The organism is Paenibacillus sp. NRS-1760 (assembly GCF_050467785.1).
Taxonomy (GTDB): domain Bacteria; phylum Bacillota; class Bacilli; order Paenibacillales; family Paenibacillaceae; genus Pristimantibacillus.
Map to the genome: position 1 here is coordinate 16,030 of NZ_JBITPK010000017.1, position 15,334 is coordinate 31,363.

Annotated in this window: 16 protein-coding genes and 1 other annotated feature; of the genes, 12 read left to right on the forward strand and 4 right to left on the reverse strand. The window is 44.4% G+C overall.

All coding sequences use genetic code 11. The features are described 5' to 3' along the window. The first annotated feature begins 29 nt into the window (after positions 1-29). Positions 30-334 (forward strand) — a binding site (T-box leader). Between the two features lie 57 nt (positions 335-391). From tyrS to ACIFSR_RS25480, 3 genes are all read left to right on the forward strand, one after another. Beyond that, positions 392-1,645, forward strand: coding sequence for a tyrosine--tRNA ligase (tyrS, locus tag ACIFSR_RS25470; RefSeq protein ID WP_430060939.1), 1,254 nt, complete (start codon positions 392-394; stop codon positions 1,643-1,645). Between the two features lie 131 nt (positions 1,646-1,776). After that, positions 1,777-2,307, forward strand: coding sequence for a protease (locus tag ACIFSR_RS25475; RefSeq protein WP_430060923.1), 531 nt, complete (start codon positions 1,777-1,779; stop codon positions 2,305-2,307). Between the two features lie 26 nt (positions 2,308-2,333). Next, positions 2,334-3,857: a flotillin family protein gene (locus tag ACIFSR_RS25480; RefSeq protein ID WP_339208811.1), complete on the forward strand. Its 1,524-nt coding sequence runs from the start codon at positions 2,334-2,336 to the stop codon at positions 3,855-3,857. Between the two features lie 60 nt (positions 3,858-3,917). Here the strand turns inward: ACIFSR_RS25480 and rpsD are convergent, their stop codons facing one another. Beyond that, a complete protein-coding gene (gene rpsD / locus ACIFSR_RS25485; protein WP_054028044.1) occupies positions 3,918-4,520 on the reverse strand; it encodes a 30S ribosomal protein S4 in 603 nt (200 codons plus the stop codon). A gap of 332 nt (positions 4,521-4,852) precedes the next feature. On the opposite strand from rpsD, the gene ACIFSR_RS25490 reads away from it, so the two are divergent. The 5 genes from ACIFSR_RS25490 to ACIFSR_RS25510 all read left to right on the forward strand — a co-directional run bounded on the left by ACIFSR_RS25490 (position 4,853) and on the right by ACIFSR_RS25510 (position 9,643). Further along, positions 4,853-6,826, forward strand: a complete 1,974-nt coding sequence (locus ACIFSR_RS25490; RefSeq protein ID WP_430060926.1) for a sensor domain-containing diguanylate cyclase — start codon at positions 4,853-4,855, stop codon at positions 6,824-6,826. A gap of 123 nt (positions 6,827-6,949) precedes the next feature. Next, positions 6,950-7,687, forward strand: a complete 738-nt coding sequence (locus ACIFSR_RS25495; protein ID WP_430060928.1) for a hypothetical protein — start codon at positions 6,950-6,952, stop codon at positions 7,685-7,687. Between the two features lie 35 nt (positions 7,688-7,722). After that, positions 7,723-8,838 carry an aminopeptidase gene (locus ACIFSR_RS25500; protein WP_430060930.1) on the forward strand — a complete coding sequence of 372 codons (1,116 nt, stop codon included), beginning with the start codon at positions 7,723-7,725 and terminating at the stop codon, positions 8,836-8,838. A gap of 138 nt (positions 8,839-8,976) precedes the next feature. After that, positions 8,977-9,219 (forward strand): HPr family phosphocarrier protein, encoded by a 243-nt coding sequence (locus tag ACIFSR_RS25505; RefSeq protein WP_076268246.1) that lies wholly within the window; start codon positions 8,977-8,979, stop codon positions 9,217-9,219. 136 nt (positions 9,220-9,355) lie between these two features. Continuing rightward, on the forward strand, positions 9,356-9,643 hold the full coding sequence (locus ACIFSR_RS25510) for a YlaN family protein (RefSeq protein ID WP_054028048.1): 288 nt from the start codon (positions 9,356-9,358) through the stop codon (positions 9,641-9,643). A 31-nt stretch (positions 9,644-9,674) separates the two neighbouring features. Here the strand turns inward: ACIFSR_RS25510 and cax are convergent, their stop codons facing one another. After that, a complete protein-coding gene (gene cax, locus ACIFSR_RS25515; RefSeq protein WP_076268247.1) occupies positions 9,675-10,733 on the reverse strand; it encodes a calcium/proton exchanger in 1,059 nt (352 codons plus the stop codon). A 204-nt stretch (positions 10,734-10,937) separates the two neighbouring features. Here cax and ACIFSR_RS25520 point away from each other — a divergent pair, with 204 nt between their 5' ends. Together ACIFSR_RS25520 and ACIFSR_RS25525 are read left to right on the forward strand one after the other, a co-directional pair. After that, the gene (locus ACIFSR_RS25520) at positions 10,938-11,150 is read left to right on the forward strand and encodes a hypothetical protein (protein WP_430060933.1); all 213 of its coding nucleotides are present in this window, start codon (positions 10,938-10,940) and stop codon (positions 11,148-11,150) included. 193 nt (positions 11,151-11,343) lie between these two features. Continuing rightward, a complete protein-coding gene (locus ACIFSR_RS25525) occupies positions 11,344-11,727 on the forward strand; it encodes an Asp23/Gls24 family envelope stress response protein (RefSeq protein WP_076268249.1) in 384 nt (127 codons plus the stop codon). A gap of 51 nt (positions 11,728-11,778) precedes the next feature. Here the strand turns inward: ACIFSR_RS25525 and ftsW are convergent, their stop codons facing one another. Continuing rightward, the gene (gene ftsW, locus ACIFSR_RS25530; RefSeq protein WP_430060935.1) at positions 11,779-12,927 is read right to left on the reverse strand and encodes a putative lipid II flippase FtsW; all 1,149 of its coding nucleotides are present in this window, start codon (positions 12,925-12,927) and stop codon (positions 11,779-11,781) included. A 10-nt stretch (positions 12,928-12,937) separates the two neighbouring features. Beyond that, complete coding sequence (locus ACIFSR_RS25535) at positions 12,938-13,282, reverse strand: YugN family protein (protein WP_076268251.1); 345 nt, start codon at positions 13,280-13,282, stop codon at positions 12,938-12,940. Between the two features lie 335 nt (positions 13,283-13,617). Between ACIFSR_RS25535 and ACIFSR_RS25540 the strand changes: the two genes are divergently transcribed. After that, a complete protein-coding gene (locus ACIFSR_RS25540) occupies positions 13,618-14,763 on the forward strand; it encodes an amidohydrolase (RefSeq protein WP_430060941.1) in 1,146 nt (381 codons plus the stop codon). Between the two features lie 89 nt (positions 14,764-14,852). After that, entirely contained in the window at positions 14,853-15,275 is a 423-nt protein-coding gene (locus ACIFSR_RS25545; RefSeq protein WP_430060937.1) for a CBS domain-containing protein, read from the forward strand. Positions 15,276-15,334 lie beyond the last annotated feature (59 nt).

A 15,334-nucleotide genomic window follows, 5' to 3' on the forward strand; every position in this document is an offset into this window, starting at 1 on the left:
ATGGTATAAATTCAATAATGTTTTATCTAATCAATGCTTTGAAGGGCATGAGTAGACAGCGAATCGTACTTTCAGAGAGCCGGTGGGTGGTGGAAACCGGTATGCGCCGCTTGTTGAATTACCGCCTGGAGCTAAGTGAAGGAACCGTATACTGACAATCCTCTGCACATTTTGGCAAAAAAGCCTGTGGGGCAGTCGAATCAGCCGTAGTAGTTCACTTCGGAGCCCGTCTCCGTTATCAACAACGAAGTGAGAGTACCTCTTTTTTATGTGAAAAAAGGTAGGAGTACTCTAACGAGGGTGGTACCGCGAGCTAATCCTTCTCGTCCCTTGGGGCTGGAAGGATTTTTTATGTCTATATAGACGCATACAAAGGAGGAAAAGTTCTATGGTGAAGTGGGAAAGTTTAAGTGGCGAGCAGAAAAGTGAGGTCGAGCGTCAGCTGGCTGTCATTCGCCGCGGTGTTGTGGAGATTGTACCTGAGGATGATTTGAAAAATAAAATAGCGAATGCTGTCGCAACAGGAAATCCATTAAATGTAAAGCTAGGACTTGATCCTTCAGCGCCAGACATTCATATCGGCCATACGGTTGTTCTTCACAAGCTTCGTCAATTTCAGGAACTCGGTCATCAGGTTCAACTGATTATCGGTGATTTTACAGGCAGAATTGGTGATCCAACTGGCAAATCGGAAACGAGGAAGCAGTTGACGGAAGAAGATGTGAAGCGGAATGCGGAAACATACCAAAAACAAATTTACAAAATATTAGATCCACAGCAAACAAAGCTCTACTACAACTCGGAATGGCTTGCACCGCTTAACTTTGCGGATGTTGTAAATCTAGCCGGGAAAGTAACGGTTGCACGCATGATGGAGCGTGATGATTTCACAAAGCGGTACACGAGCGGCTTGCCGATCAGCATTCATGAGTTTTTCTACCCGCTGATGCAGGGATACGATTCCATAGCTCTTGATTCTGATGTGGAGCTAGGAGGCACGGATCAGACATTTAACCTGTTAATGGGCAGAACCTTGCAGAAGGAATATAATAAACCGGGCCAAATCGTAATTACGACTCCTTTGATCGAAGGGTTGGACGGCGTAAATAAAATGAGCAAAAGCTTGGGCAATTACATCGGTATCGATGAAGAGCCAAACCAAATCTACGGCAAATCGATGTCGATTCCAGATAGGCTTATGCTCAAATATTACGAGCTTGCTACCGATTTAAGCAACGAGGAGCTTGCGGCATTGAAAGCTGGGCTAGCAGATGGTTCTGTACATCCTCGTGATGCGAAGATGCAGCTTGCAGCGACATTTGTACGAATGTACCACGGCGAAGAGGCAGCGAAAGCGGCAGAAAATCATTTTATAACCGTATTTCAACAACGTACGCTGCCTGATGATATCGAAGAGGTATCGATTGCTGCGGAACAATTGGAAGATGGCCAAATTCGCATCGTGAAGCTTCTCACTCTGCTTGACTTGCTGCCAACGAGCAGTGAAGCGAGAAGAAGCGTTCAGCAAGGGGCAGTGCGTCTAAATGAAGAGAAGATAACTGATATTAATGCGGATATTTCTCCTAAGGATGGCGACGTGCTTCAAGTTGGAAAACGTAAATTTATAAAAATTAAATTAACATAATTGGAATAATAGAGCTTGTTGAAATGATAAAATTCAACAAGTTCTATTTTTTTAGAAACAAAAGAGCGTTTTCAACGTATTAAATAACGGAAGCATTAACAGGTTATGGATACTAAGGGAGGAGGAGAGAGTTGGAGACGCTATTTATGTCTTGTCTAGTCGGAGGAATCCTTTATGCGCTCGTAAGTATTATTTTTGGGGATTTGATCGGGCAAGCACTCGATGGAGCACTCGATTTTTTATCCTTAGATGGTCATTCATGGCTGTCGCCGACTGCGCTAGTAGGCGGGATAACCACTTTTGGCGGAGCAGGGATCCTACTCGGACGCTACACTGCCTTTAGTTCAACAGCCATCGTGATGATGGCCTTATTCATCGCACTTACAGCTGCAGTAGCTGTTTTCTTTCTCTACATTAAGCCGATGGAGCAAAGCGAGAATTCGATCGCTTTTTCGCTTAATGATTTGTCGGGTAAGCTCGGGGAGGTCCTGGTCCCCATTTCTGCGAAGGGCTATGGTGAAGTGATGGTTAAGGTGGGAGCTGGATTTACGAATCAAATTGCAGCTAGCTTCGAAGGCGTTGAAATTACAAGCGGCTCCAAGGTTGTCGTTGTTGAGGTAAGGGACAGCACTTTGTATGTATCGGAAGTAAATCTATCTTAATTAAAGCAGCATAAGGGGGAAATTCAATGGAAGATATTTATGTTATACCTGCTATTGTAGTTGGCGTTTTTGTTATATTAGGTCTTGCCTTCTGGGCGCGCTACAAAACAGTTAGTCCAGACGAAGCGATGCTCGTAACGGGATCATTTCTAGGCTCCCGAAATGCAAGCACGGATGAATCTGGGCGCAAAGTAAAAATCATTAGAGGCGGAGGCGCATTTATTCTGCCGATATTCCAGAAGGCTGAGTTTTTATCGTTATTGTCCCATAAGCTGGATGTATCGACGCCAGAGGTATACACAGAACAAGGCGTTCCAGTCATGGCAGACGGTGTAGCGATCATTAAAATTGGCGGCGCGGTTGAAGATGTGGCGACGGCGGCAGAGCAGTTTCTAGGCAAGCCTACCGAAGCGCTCAAGGGTGAAGCACAGGAAGTATTGGAAGGGCATTTGCGCGCGATTCTTGGCTCAATGACGGTTGAAGAGGTATATCGCAACCGCGATAAATTTGCGCAAGAGGTGCAAGGGGTTGCAGCTAAGGATTTGAAGAAGATGGGTCTTCAAATCGTTTCCTTCACGATAAAGGATTTGCGCGATAAACATGGATATTTGGATGCTCTAGGTAAACCGCGAATTGCTGCAGTCAAGAGAGATGCTGAGATTGCGGAAGCTGAAGCGATTCGGGATGCTAGAATTCAAAAAGCACTCGCTGCTGAGGCCGGTCAAAAGGCCGAGCTAGTGCGTGATACCAACATTGCGGAAGCAGAGAAAGAAAAGGAAATGAAGGTCGCGACGTTTAAACGTGATCAAGATACAGCAAGAGCAGAAGCGGATCAGGCTTATTCGATTCATGAAGCACGTGCTAAGCAAAACGTAGTCGAAGAGCAAATGAAGGTTGAACTCGTACGTAAAGAACGTGAGATCGATCTGGAAGGAAAAGAAATATTGCGTCGTGAGAAGCAGTATGATGCAGAAGTGAAGAAAAAAGCCGATGCAGACCGTTACGCAGTTGTACAAGCGGCGGAAGCGAACAAGGCGAAGCTTCTTAATGAAGCTGATGCTCTGCAATACCGTATTGAAGCGGAAGCCAAGGCACATGCTACCCAGAAACGTTTGGATGGTTTAGCTGTTGCAGAAGCAGAGAGAGCGAAAGGTACAGCGGAGGCAGACGTTATTCGTCTTCGCGGTTTAGCAGAAGCGGAAGCAAAAGAAAAGCTAGCTGAAGCTTTTGAGAAATTTGGAGAAGCTGCAATACTTGATATTATCGTAAAAATGCTTCCTGAGCTGGCTGGCAAAATTGCCGATCCTATCGGCAACATTGATAAGCTTACTGTCGTTGATACAGGGAATGGCGAAGGGGCGGCACGTATAAGCAATTATGTGACTTCATTAATGTCTACTGCTCCGGAGATGCTGAAGAGCGTATCGGGAATCGACGTGAATGCAATCATTAAAGGACTAACGAATAGAGGCGGTAATCTACCTGCAGTACCTAGCAAGCCGGTTGATATTGCTGCTGCTCCTGCTGTAATTAAGCTTCCTGAACAATAAAGTAAGGCAGTGTAAACAGAAAAAAACCTTGAACCAAATGGTTCAAGGTTTTTTTGTTTATTAACGGCTGTAGAATTCGACGATTTGTTTCTCGTCGATATCTTGGGAAAGCTCACCGCGGTCGGGCAGACGAAGGAATTTACCTTCCATTGCTTGATCGTTGAACTCCAAGTAGTTCGGAAGGTGATGACGGCCTTCCATAGCTTCTTTAATTGTTCTAAGGCTGCGGCTGCGCTCGCGCAAACCGATTACATCGCCAAGAGAAACGCTGTAAGAAGCGATATCCACTTTCTTGCCGTTTACAGTTACGTGACCATGTGATACCAACTGACGAGCTCCTGCACGGGAGTTGGAAAGGCCAAGACGGTAAACGAGGTTGTCAAGACGGCTTTCAAGGAGGCCCATGAAGTTTTCACCGGCTTTACCTTTCATTTTTGCCGCTTTGTCAAACAAGTTGCGGAATTGTTTTTCGTTCAAACCGTACATGTGACGAAGCTTTTGTTTCTCTTGCAATTGAACGCCGTAACCGCTCATTTTTCTGCGTTGGTTAGGGCCGTGTTGACCTGGTGGAAAAGCGCGTTTTGCAAGTTCTTTACCCGTTCCGCTCAAAGAGATTCCAAGGCGACGGCTTAGTTTAAATTTAGGTCCTGTATAACGTGACATACGTAATATTAACTCCTTCATCAAATAAATTTGTGAATGGGGTTGTGTTTCGCCGAATACGTTCAATGTTCGAGCAAGCTCGTCCCTGATAGGCTAGTCAGCCGCTGGCCTATAGTGAACGTATTTCATGAGGGTGACACAAAACCGTACGCCCATCTATTCATCAATAAATAATATATGAAATAGATAGCTGTTGTCAAGGTTCACTAAGGAAATTTAATGATGTTTGAAACACATCGAAAGACCTATATTTTAAATACATAGTAGTGCAAATTTCTCAAAAATGGAGTATGATGATTGTAATATTAAGTGAAAATAGGAAGCTCATCACCTTGGTTGACAGATGGAAGGGTTGGGGCTGCATGGTTGATCGAATGAATAGCAATTTTGCATATCGTAAAACATCAACAATTGTGGATACATCAGCAGAGTCACAACCGATTTGGTTCATCAGCGAAGATATTAGCGATGCGGACAAGCCCTTGCTATCACCATTGTTCCAAGACAGTTTCAATCAGTGGGTAAGTGAAACATCAGGGTTAGCCTCATTTGAGGCTGGTGAATTTGTGTTATTCAATAATGAAGCGGAAGAGATCTCATCTGAAGGTCTTTATGACGCTGAGGCTGGCGAGAAACGCAATGCTGCGCTTGCAAAGGTTGTCCAAAGCGTTATAAGCAGCGGTTTATCTTGCCATAATGAAGCAGATGATCTATTTACAGCAGCAGTGCCTATTCATAGGCGAGGCGATGGTGCTGTTTTTTGTATTCTTGCTTATGTGTCGCCAATTGGTCATCAGAAGGACATCGCGCAACTTCAAATGTGCTCATTGCATTTTCGCAGCTGCTTTTACCATAAGTTTGAACAGCTTTATGTCAAGGATTTGCTTTTGCAGCAGCAGCGGGCTGAGCAGGAAGCAAATAGAAGAGATTCTTTGTTTCAAGCAGCCAAACGGCTTTATGATCAAATTGATGTTGCATCGGTGCTATCGGAATTGCTTAGCAGCCTGGAGCAGCTTTATCCAAACTCGGAAGTTCATTTGTATTTGTCGCAGGACCACTTAAACGGTGATCCGCGTGTAAAGCCGCTTGTTTTCAAAAACTTGGAGCATGATCTCGTTACCAAGGCTTTTTTGAATGGCAAATCGGTTACGGAGCATGACAGAGACGGTACGCTTAGGCTGGCTGTTCCAATGAACGGCAAACAAGCTGCGTATGGTGTGCTTTGCTTGTATATAGGTCCAGGCAAATGGGATGAAGCAGACCTGCCTGCTTTCCTGCTACTGGCGGATACTGCGGGATCAGCCTTCGAGAATGCGAAGCTGTATGAGCAATCTAATCTGCTTATTAATGAGCTGCGACTAATTAATGAGCTTACGAAACGATTAAACCAGTCGCTTAGGCTTAAAGAAATTTTTCAATTTGCTACCACAGAGCTTTTAACGATATTTGATGCGGATTATTGCTGTGTTTTGCAGCTTAACAAAGAAAAAAATCAATTCATCGTCATGTCCAGTAATTTTCCATCCCTGACGAGCGAGCAGTTTTTGCCCGATTACGGGTTCTGCGGGATGGTTTATCGAACGAAGGAGCCAATGATCATATCCGATTACTGGCATACTCGTGTTGTAACGTCCAAGCTAATGGATAATACTGGTTCAAGATCGCTTATCGCCTCACCTATAATGGTTGATGGAGAGGTCGTTGGTGTTATTTTGATTACACACAAAGCGCCAAACTTCTTCTCCTACGATAATTATAAATTACTTCAAGTGATGAGCACGCACATTGGACTTGCTGTTACGAATGCTTCATTGCATGCTGAAGTGCGCCGGATGGTTATAACGGATAACTTAACTGGCTTGCATGCTCGCCACTATTTAAATGAACAAATTCAAAACCGTCAGCGCAAAGATCCATTCGGCTCACTTATTCTTGTAGATATCGATTTGTTTAAACGCATCAATGACACATATGGACATCAAGTTGGTGATCGTATACTCATCCAAGTGAGCAATATTATTAGAGGATCGATTAGGCAGGGAGATATTGCCGCGCGCTGGGGCGGTGAAGAGCTTGCGATTTACTTGCCAGGCATTCGGGCTGAGCAAGCGTACCGCATCGCCGAACGTATACGGGTGCATGTGGAGATGGAAACGGATCCTGTCGTAACCGTATCCTGCGGCGTATCGGAATGGAAGTTTGAGGATGAGAAAATTAGCGTTGAGTCTTTATTTTATCGTGCAGATATGGCACTTTATGAAGCTAAGCATAATGGAAGAAATTGCATCATTGTTGGTCAGAACTAAAATCATGAACATTGTAAAGAGAAGGATGCTGATTGCAGCATCCTTTTTTTTGTTCCTATTTGGAATAAGGAGCTTGCAGGTTAGGGACGCTACTATAGAACATGTTGGACGGGAGGTAAGCATATGAAAAAAGAGAAAGCAATTAGCGTAATTGTGGTCACGCTTGTATTCATGCTCTCGATTGCCGGATGCGGAAATGTGGGTAAACATCGTTCACCTGAGGAATGGCTGTCTTTGTCTTATTCGGGGCTTGCCGCAACGGATCAATATGATTTTACAGGGTCGATGAGCATAAAGACAGACGGTGGTCTAGCTTTTAAACCGGAAGTGTTTGAAGGCAAGGTCGTGGATCATCAACAGTTGACATTGCAGACGAATAGTCAGGAAACGATGCATTGGAATCCAGTAAAGGTGCTTGAGACGTTGAATCAGTCCAATGATGAGGTTCGGATCGTAAATGGCAGCAACGATAAGGATACCGTAACGCTGTTGATTACTGAGAATGCAAAGGTTTCAAAGGAGAAATGGGAACAGCGTTTGCGGCAGCAGCTAGATCAGCTTGGAGCAAACATGCCTTCCAAAGATAAGCCTTTTCACCAAGAATGGATGGAGGAATTGGCACGATCGCGCAGCCAGCTTGATGCCATGCTTTCGACCATGAAGGCAACTACGGAGTATGAGCTCGTTATCGACCGCACGAAGCTGCTTCCGCTGAAGATGGAAGAGAAAACATCCTTTCAGTACACCTATAACAAACGTCCATTTTCTGAATCAAGATACACGACAGTTAGGTTTCAATCCTTTAACGGTGCGTTGAGCAACACTGTTCAGCAGATGCATAAACGTGTTACGATGGATTAGTTTATGATCGAAAGTTAGAAGGAGAGGAATTTTACATGCGTGATCCAAGATTGCAAAAGCTGGCGCGAAATTTAGTCGAATATTCTATCGATGTTCAAGCAGGGGAGAATGTGCTAATTGACATGGTTGGTTCAGAACGAGAGCTGACCAAGTGTTTAATAGAAGAGGTTGCAAGGCGGGGCGGCAGGCCGTTTGTAGAATCGAGCGATCGTTCTGTTCTTCGTACTTTGCTGAAGCATGCTACGAAGGAGCAAATGGAGCTTTGGTCGTCGCTTGATTTGGAGCGGATGAAAAATATGCAAGGATATATCGCCGTTCGCTCAGGAGACAATGTGAATGAATTTGCTGGAATTCCTGATGCCAACATGCGCCTATACGATCAAATTTATAGAAATCCGGTACATTCCGAACAGCGCGTTAAAAAAACAAAATGGGTCGTTTTGCGTTACCCAAGCCCATCCATGGCTCAGCTGGCCAATATGAGCACGGAAGATTTCGAAGACTTCTATTTTGATGTATGCAACTTGGATTATGCCAAAATGGACGCAGCGATGAACCCGCTTCAGAAGCTGATGAGTGAAACAGATCGTGTGCGGATTGTATCGCCAGGCACGGATTTAAGCTTCTCGATTAAGAATATCGGAGCGAAAAAATGCTCTGGCCACCGAAATATTCCCGATGGAGAAGTGTTCTCAGCTCCGGTTCGCGATTCGGTGCAAGGTACGATTACTTACAATGCGCCTAGCGTCTATTCTGGCGTTACGTTCCAAAATATTTCACTGACATTTGAAAATGGCAAAATCGTAAAAGCAGAAAGCAATGACAGTGTTCGTTTGAACGAAATTTTAGACATGGATGAAGGCGCTCGCTATATTGGTGAGTTTGCTATCGGATTTAATCCGCATATTTTGCATCCCATGAATGATATTTTGTTTGATGAGAAAATTGCCGGCAGTTTGCACTTTACGCCAGGTCAAGCCTATGAAGAGACGGACAATGGCAACCGTTCTGCTGTTCATTGGGATCTCGTACTTATTCAACGCCCAGAATACGGCGGCGGCGAAATTTATTTTGATGATGTTCTTATTCGCAAAGATGGCGTTTTCGTCATTCCAGAGCTTGAAGGGTTAAATGCTGAAAACCTCAAATAAGCAAATACGCTCCAATCGTATTCCTATGTAATAAATGGAAAATAAAGCGTTTTTCATTTTACCTCTTGCTGGATGCTTCTTTTCGGGTTATCATGGTGACAAAGGTAAGCTTTACTAATTTAACTGGAGGGATCTCCCATGTCCAACAACGCAGCAATCGTAGAAATTTCCCAAACGGCTAGCCAATTCACTTCATCCATCGTTCTGCAAGCCGAGAGCAAATATATTGATGTAAAAAGCATCCTCGGACTTTTCACTACACTAGTAGGTGGACATGCGTACGAACTTCATGTACACGGACCGGATGCTGAGGAAGCAAAAGCAGCAATGGCTGCTGTATTTGCTAAGCACAACTTAAATGTTAATGTTATTACGGATTAGTAGATCATATTTTTAACGAATAAGCACCTCTTCACTTTTGAAGAGGTGCTTTTCTGTTTTGACCTTGTATAATCGCTCTATTTCGTCTAATATAGTGGTATAGAAGACGGCGGATACGCGCACAGGGGGGAAAACGATGTCTTCACCGGAAATTACGGTACAATTGCATGAGAAAGCGCTTCGTCTCCTTCAGGAAGATGCGAGTAAAATAGAAAAGCTAATCGAAGTTCAGATGGAAAACTTGACTACTCGTCAATGTCCACTTTACGAAGAAGTGCTAGATACACAAATGTATGGATTCTCGCGAGAGGTTGACTTTGCTGTTCGCGCCGGACTCATTGCAGAGCTGGCTGGCAAGGAAATAGTGAGTAGATTAGAGCGGAATTTAGCTATGCTATACGAAGCACTGGAAAGAAAAGAGTAGCCTCCAAATGGAGACTACTCTTTTTTTTTGTTTACACAAGGTAGAACGCAATACCGAGGATGACATAGACCATGATAAGCAGCACGCCTTCATACCAATTCGTACGTCCATCACGTGATACTGATTTGGCAATAAAGACAGAAACGCCGATGGCAGTTAATTCGATAGGCGTGAATACGATATCCATCGTGTTTCCAAATAAGCTACTAACGAGAATGAGCACAGGCGCTACGAATAAAGCAATTTGCAGGCTGCTGCCGATCGCGATTTCTACAGCTGCGCCGATCTTATTTTTCATAGCCAGCATGACAGCAGCGCTATGCTCCGCCGCGTTACCGACAATAGCGATTACGAATGCCCCTATAAACAGCTCAGACAGGCCAAATTTCGCACTGAATGCGTCAAGGGTATGTACAAGCCATTCACTCACAAAGGCCACCATAACGGTAGCTAGGAGGAGGAAGAAGATTGACTTTCCTTTTGACCAGGCCGGCTCTTCACCGTGATCTGCATTCATGACGACATCAGAGAGCATATCCTTGTGGGTAACCATGGAGAACACCAGCCACAGAATATAAGCTAAAATCAGAATTCCCGCAACTGCAAGACTTAGAAACTGATCCTTCTCAAACGAAAACTTCTCTGAAACAACGAATACAGCTGGCACAAAAAGTCCAATGACAGCCATGATCATGAGCGTAGAATTGTGATCCGCTAATCGGCCGTTAAATTGCTGCTCCTTATACTTCAACCCGCCAAGCAATATGCTAAGACCCAAAACAAGCAATAGATTTCCGATAATAGCTCCTGTCAAGCTCGCTTTTACCATATCGAATTGCTGCGCTTTAATCAAAAATATCGCGATGATGAGCTCTGCGGCATTTCCGAAGGTTGCATTGAGGAAGCCGCCCAGCCTTTGACCTGCATAATGTGCGACACTCTCCGTGGCTTTACCAAGAAAACCGGCCACAAAGATGATCGCGATGGCTGAAATGATAAATTGGACTGTGTTATCCCAGTGGGCGTAATGACCGATGGCACTAAGTGCAAACATGAGGATTAACCCTGAGAAAAACCATTTTTGATTCAAAGCGTTCACCTCTTCAAATAGTTGCTGAAAACCTGATAATACTATAGCGGAAATAAGCAAGCATGTAAACTTTACCAGTTAAAAGGTGCATTCGATATGTTTATCTGATTCATGAAAAATAAACGACGAGATAAAATTATTGTCACATATTGGAGAAAGTTGGTAGAATGATAATAGTGTGAAGGATTGAATGGGGGCCTGGCTATGGCAATGATATGGGTAGCTATAATCGTGGGTTTGATCTATTTACTGGTGGCAACTTCAAGATACAATAAACGGCTTGAACGTGATGCTTTTAGGAGAGGGGCTTATGCTTTCTCTCTTGCTATTCATCATCAAGGTCTTGGTATCCTTGCTGAGAATTGCAAAAGACGAGAACGCGGAGCTAAAGGAAATGGTTATGCTTGCCAACATTAATATGTTTAAGGTTTACTCCTTCGTAACGACGGTGAATCAAAAACTAGCAAGCGCGAATGGTGGAAGAATTATCAATTTATAAACAATTAGCTTGAATAGCATCTTGTTCACAAAAGCTTTTAACACTCAGCTTTGCTGTGGTTATGTCCGTCTGCTATAATAAGCCTATATGGCAAAATGAGGAGTGAGTCACATGACAGAAGAACTTCAAACGGGTCTTATCCGAATCTCTGATGATGTAGTAGCAACGATAGCTGGACTCGCAGCGCTTGAAACGCCAGGCATTGCGGCAATGTCGGGCGGAATTTCCGAAGGACTCGCCAAACGGCTGAGCGGAAAGAACGTGCAAAAAGGTGTATCTGTTGAAGTAGGAACGACGGAAGCGGCCATTGATCTTCGTATTATTGTTCATTACGGCATTCCGATTCAAGAGGTATGTCGTCAGCTTCAACTGAATGTACGTGAATCTGTTGAGAATATGACAGGATTGCACGTTGTTGAAGTGAATGTGAAGGTAGAAGGCGTTGCCTTTAAAGAAGAAGAGCTGGAAGAAGTTCAGCAGCAGCGATTGAAGTAAATAAAGAAGGGTGCCTCTTTTATAAAAGAGGCACCCTTTTTTTTGATTCCATTAGCGCTTTGTAGGTTCTACACGGTTTGCTTCCCTCGATATGCTTAACAATACGCCGATAGACATTAGACAAAATAGCAATGATGAGCCGCCATAACTTATGAACGGAAGTGTAACGCCTGTCAGCGGTATTGCAGCAGTAACGCCGCCTATGTTTACAAAAGCCTGAATGGCGATCAAGCCGACAATGCCAACACCAACTACTGTGCCGTAATGATCAGGACAGCGGAGTGCAACGATAAGGCCACGCCATAAGAAAAATAAATAAAAGAGCAAGAAGAGGGCGCTGCCAATAAAGCCTAACTCTTCTCCAATGATTGCAAAAATAAAATCATTATAGGGATATTTCAGGTAATGCAGCTTCTGGACGCTTTCACCGAATCCGGCACCGGTTAAGCCGCCGTGACCAAAGGCTTGCAGTGACGACACGAGATGCCACCCGGTATCCTGAGAATCGCTGAGCGGATCTCTAAACACGGTAAGCCGATCAATTCGGTATTTCCAAGGTTTTGGATCAATCGCCATCGAGATACTGAATATGACGGTGAGAAAGAGGCCGATAATCGTACCAGACATAAATACCTGCTTTAAATTCGCACCGCCAGCCATAATCATGACCGTAGCACATGCAGCAAGCACTAAAGTGGAACCAAGATCGGGCTGCATCATTATTAAGCCGCAAACGAAGCCGACGATAATGATAACCGGCAGCAGCCCTTTTTTGAAGCTCCGAAAATTATCGCCCTTCTTCGTTATAAGAGCACCAAGATACAATATGATGGCCAGCTTGGCTGGTTCGGTTGGCTGTATGCCAAGTGAACCTATCCCGAACCAACTATGTGCACCATTGATCTCCTTACCAATAAACGGAACGAGCACGAGCATGATGACTACTGGAATGAAAAATAGCATGAAAAGGCGTTTGAAAACCTGATAGCGAAAATTCATCATAAATAACATAACCATTATACCAAGGCCAGCCCACATGAACTGGCGCTTGGTGAAATACATGGCATCATCTTCTGTTACGACAGCGACACTTGAGCTAGCGCTAAATACCATTACAAGCCCAAAGCCGACGAGCAGAAGAGTTAAAATGAGAAGCAGAAAGTCCGGTCTTCCACGGCTACCGTTCTGCGTGGCTTTCATGACAGCACCGTTACGCTAACAATTGTTTCAATTGCTGAAGTCTTTGCGTTGCCGTACTCATAATTGGCTGTGGAATCGGGGACTCATACTCAAGACCATGCGGGAAAGTGGAGCGTCCAATATAAACCGATTCGATAATTAGAACGGCATGAGGTGATTCAAGCTTACCTTCAATGGCTCTTGTTGTAATTCTCAAATAATAATCGGATCCGCTAGCGTGATCCTCAAGTTTCAAGTCGTATGTAGCGCGATAGTATTCCCACTGCCAACGGACAAAACCAACTTTTTCAGCAGATTCGTCTAAGTGGTCAAGTTCGCTTTTAACACCGTTTAAGCCGGTATTTTCAATAATCATGGTAGTTCCTCCCAAAGGTTTTGTGAAGCAAAACTGACTTTACTAGCATATGCTTCCATTTCAAAAGACAGAGTTGTACATTCTTTTCTCATGATAGTATGTTTCCCCAGCAAGCGCAACCCTTACTCCCACCCCTTGTTGTGAACAAAAGTGACATTTTGAAGAAAACTAATATTCCTAACGATTTAGTGATGCATTTGCTTCCTAATTAAGCCGTTCATCTGGTAAACTAAATGGCATGATAGGATTCGTAGTTTTTTTGAAAATGTAAGGGGGTTTGCGATTTGCAAACAGAGGATATCGTAGATCTACAGCTAGAGCAGCTATTTCCAAAAATGATTAATTGGCGCAGACATCTTCATCAATATCCTGAGCTTTCGTTTCATGAACGAGTAACGTCAAGCTGGATTGCTACCCAATTAAGCGAGCTGGGCATAGAGGTCCAGACTGGGGTTGGCGGACATGGACTAATTGCAACCATTAAGGGAGATCATCCAGGCCCGGTCATAGCGCTGCGGGCTGACATTGATGCACTTCCTATTCAAGATGAGAAAAAATGCGAGTATGCGTCTAAGGTGCCAAACGTTATGCACGCATGCGGTCATGATGCACATACATCTACGCTTCTAGCGATTGCGTCTTATTATTCGGCGAATCGATCCGCTATTTGCGGTGAGCGCAGACTGTTGTTCCAACCAGCCGAAGAGGTTACACCTGGTGGAGCAATGCCGATGATTAAAGATGGAGCACTGGATGGAGTAGACGTCATTTATGGCGTACATCTGTGGACGCCGCTCGCTTATGGCTTGGTTTCGTCCAAACCAGGAGCCTTTATGGCTGCTGCGGATGAATTCGTTATTGATATTGTCGGACGAGGCGGTCATGGGGGATTGCCGCATCAAGCTATTGATGCGATTATGATTGGTTCAACGCTTGTGCAATCCGTCCAATCCATTGTAAGCCGCAATGTGAACCCGCTGCATCCGGCAGTGGTGACTATTGGTTCTTTCCAAGCAGGTACGACCAATAACGTCATTGCGGAACGTTGCAGATTAAAAGGAACTGTCCGTTCGTTTGACGAGCAGACGAGAATGATGATACATGACCGGCTCAAGTCGCTTGTCACGCATATATGCCAAATGCATGGCGCGGAATTCGATTACCAGATGAGGATTGGTTATCCGCCCGTCGTAAACGATGAAGAAGAAGCTGAGCGTTTCTTCAAGGTTGGCGAAAAGCTGTTCGGTGAAAGCGCGGTTGTGCGTTCGGAAGCCATTACGGTTGCTGAGGATTTTTCTTATTACTTGGAAAAAGTACCTGGCTGCTTTATGTTTGTTGGTGCTGGCAATGAGAGCTGCGGTGCAACGTATGCGCATCACCACCCTAAATTCGACATTGACGAGAGAGCGATGCAGCAGGCAGCCAGACTTCTGATTGGTATGGCTGAGGAATATGCGAGCGGAGTTGTTTCAACCGCGTAAGAGCGGATGCTCAGGCTCTAAAAAGGTTATGCTAAACCTCGTAACTTATAATCGAGGAGGTATTTCAGCTGAAAACGTTAAAACAAATTATGTCGACAGATTGTGTCACAGCGACTTTGGTTGATAATGTATATGAGCTTGCTGTAAAAATGAAGGAACATGATATCGGATTTATTCCAATTGTAGATGGCAAGAAGCTGATAGGTGTAGTCACTGATCGAGATTTAGTCGTAAAAGGATATGCAGAGAAGCATCCTGGCTCAGCTGCAGTTACTGAGGTAATGAGTACGGATGTGGCTACGATAACTTCTGACGCATCTCCCGATGAGGCCGCGGAGCTGATGGCATCTAAGCAGATACGCAGACTTCCGGTTGTGGATGATGGAGAGCTAGTAGGGATTCTGGCAATCGGAGATCTTGCTGTACGAGATATATTTGCCGATGAAGCCGGTGAGGCGCTTAGCTCAATTTCGGAGCAAGAGTATTCAGCATCCCCTCCAACGTTTCATTAATATAAATAAGGCTGTCCGAGTGCGCTGTTAAACGCGCTTTGATATGCTCCCCAAATAGT

Bases quoted from the DNA above. Each gene is read 5' to 3' on its own strand.
- ACIFSR_RS25480 (WP_339208811.1), top strand. From the start codon at position 2,334: ATGGAAGATATTTATGTTATACCTGCTATTGTAGTTGGCGTTTTTGTT.
- rpsD (WP_054028044.1), bottom strand. From the start codon at position 4,520: ATGTCACGTTATACAGGACCTAAATTTAAACTAAGCCGTCGCCTTGGA.
- ACIFSR_RS25495 (WP_430060928.1), top strand. From the start codon at position 6,950: ATGAAAAAAGAGAAAGCAATTAGCGTAATTGTGGTCACGCTTGTATTC.
- ACIFSR_RS25500 (WP_430060930.1), top strand. From the start codon at position 7,723: ATGCGTGATCCAAGATTGCAAAAGCTGGCGCGAAATTTAGTCGAATAT.
- ACIFSR_RS25505 (WP_076268246.1), top strand. From the start codon at position 8,977: ATGTCCAACAACGCAGCAATCGTAGAAATTTCCCAAACGGCTAGCCAA.
- ACIFSR_RS25510 (WP_054028048.1), top strand. From the start codon at position 9,356: ATGTCTTCACCGGAAATTACGGTACAATTGCATGAGAAAGCGCTTCGT.
- ACIFSR_RS25520 (WP_430060933.1), top strand. From the start codon at position 10,938: ATGGCAATGATATGGGTAGCTATAATCGTGGGTTTGATCTATTTACTG.
- ACIFSR_RS25525 (WP_076268249.1), top strand. From the start codon at position 11,344: ATGACAGAAGAACTTCAAACGGGTCTTATCCGAATCTCTGATGATGTA.
- ftsW (WP_430060935.1), bottom strand. From the start codon at position 12,927: ATGAAAGCCACGCAGAACGGTAGCCGTGGAAGACCGGACTTTCTGCTT.
- ACIFSR_RS25535 (WP_076268251.1), bottom strand. From the start codon at position 13,282: ATGATTATTGAAAATACCGGCTTAAACGGTGTTAAAAGCGAACTTGAC.
- ACIFSR_RS25540 (WP_430060941.1), top strand. From the start codon at position 13,618: ATGATTAATTGGCGCAGACATCTTCATCAATATCCTGAGCTTTCGTTT.
- ACIFSR_RS25545 (WP_430060937.1), top strand. From the start codon at position 14,853: ATGTCGACAGATTGTGTCACAGCGACTTTGGTTGATAATGTATATGAG.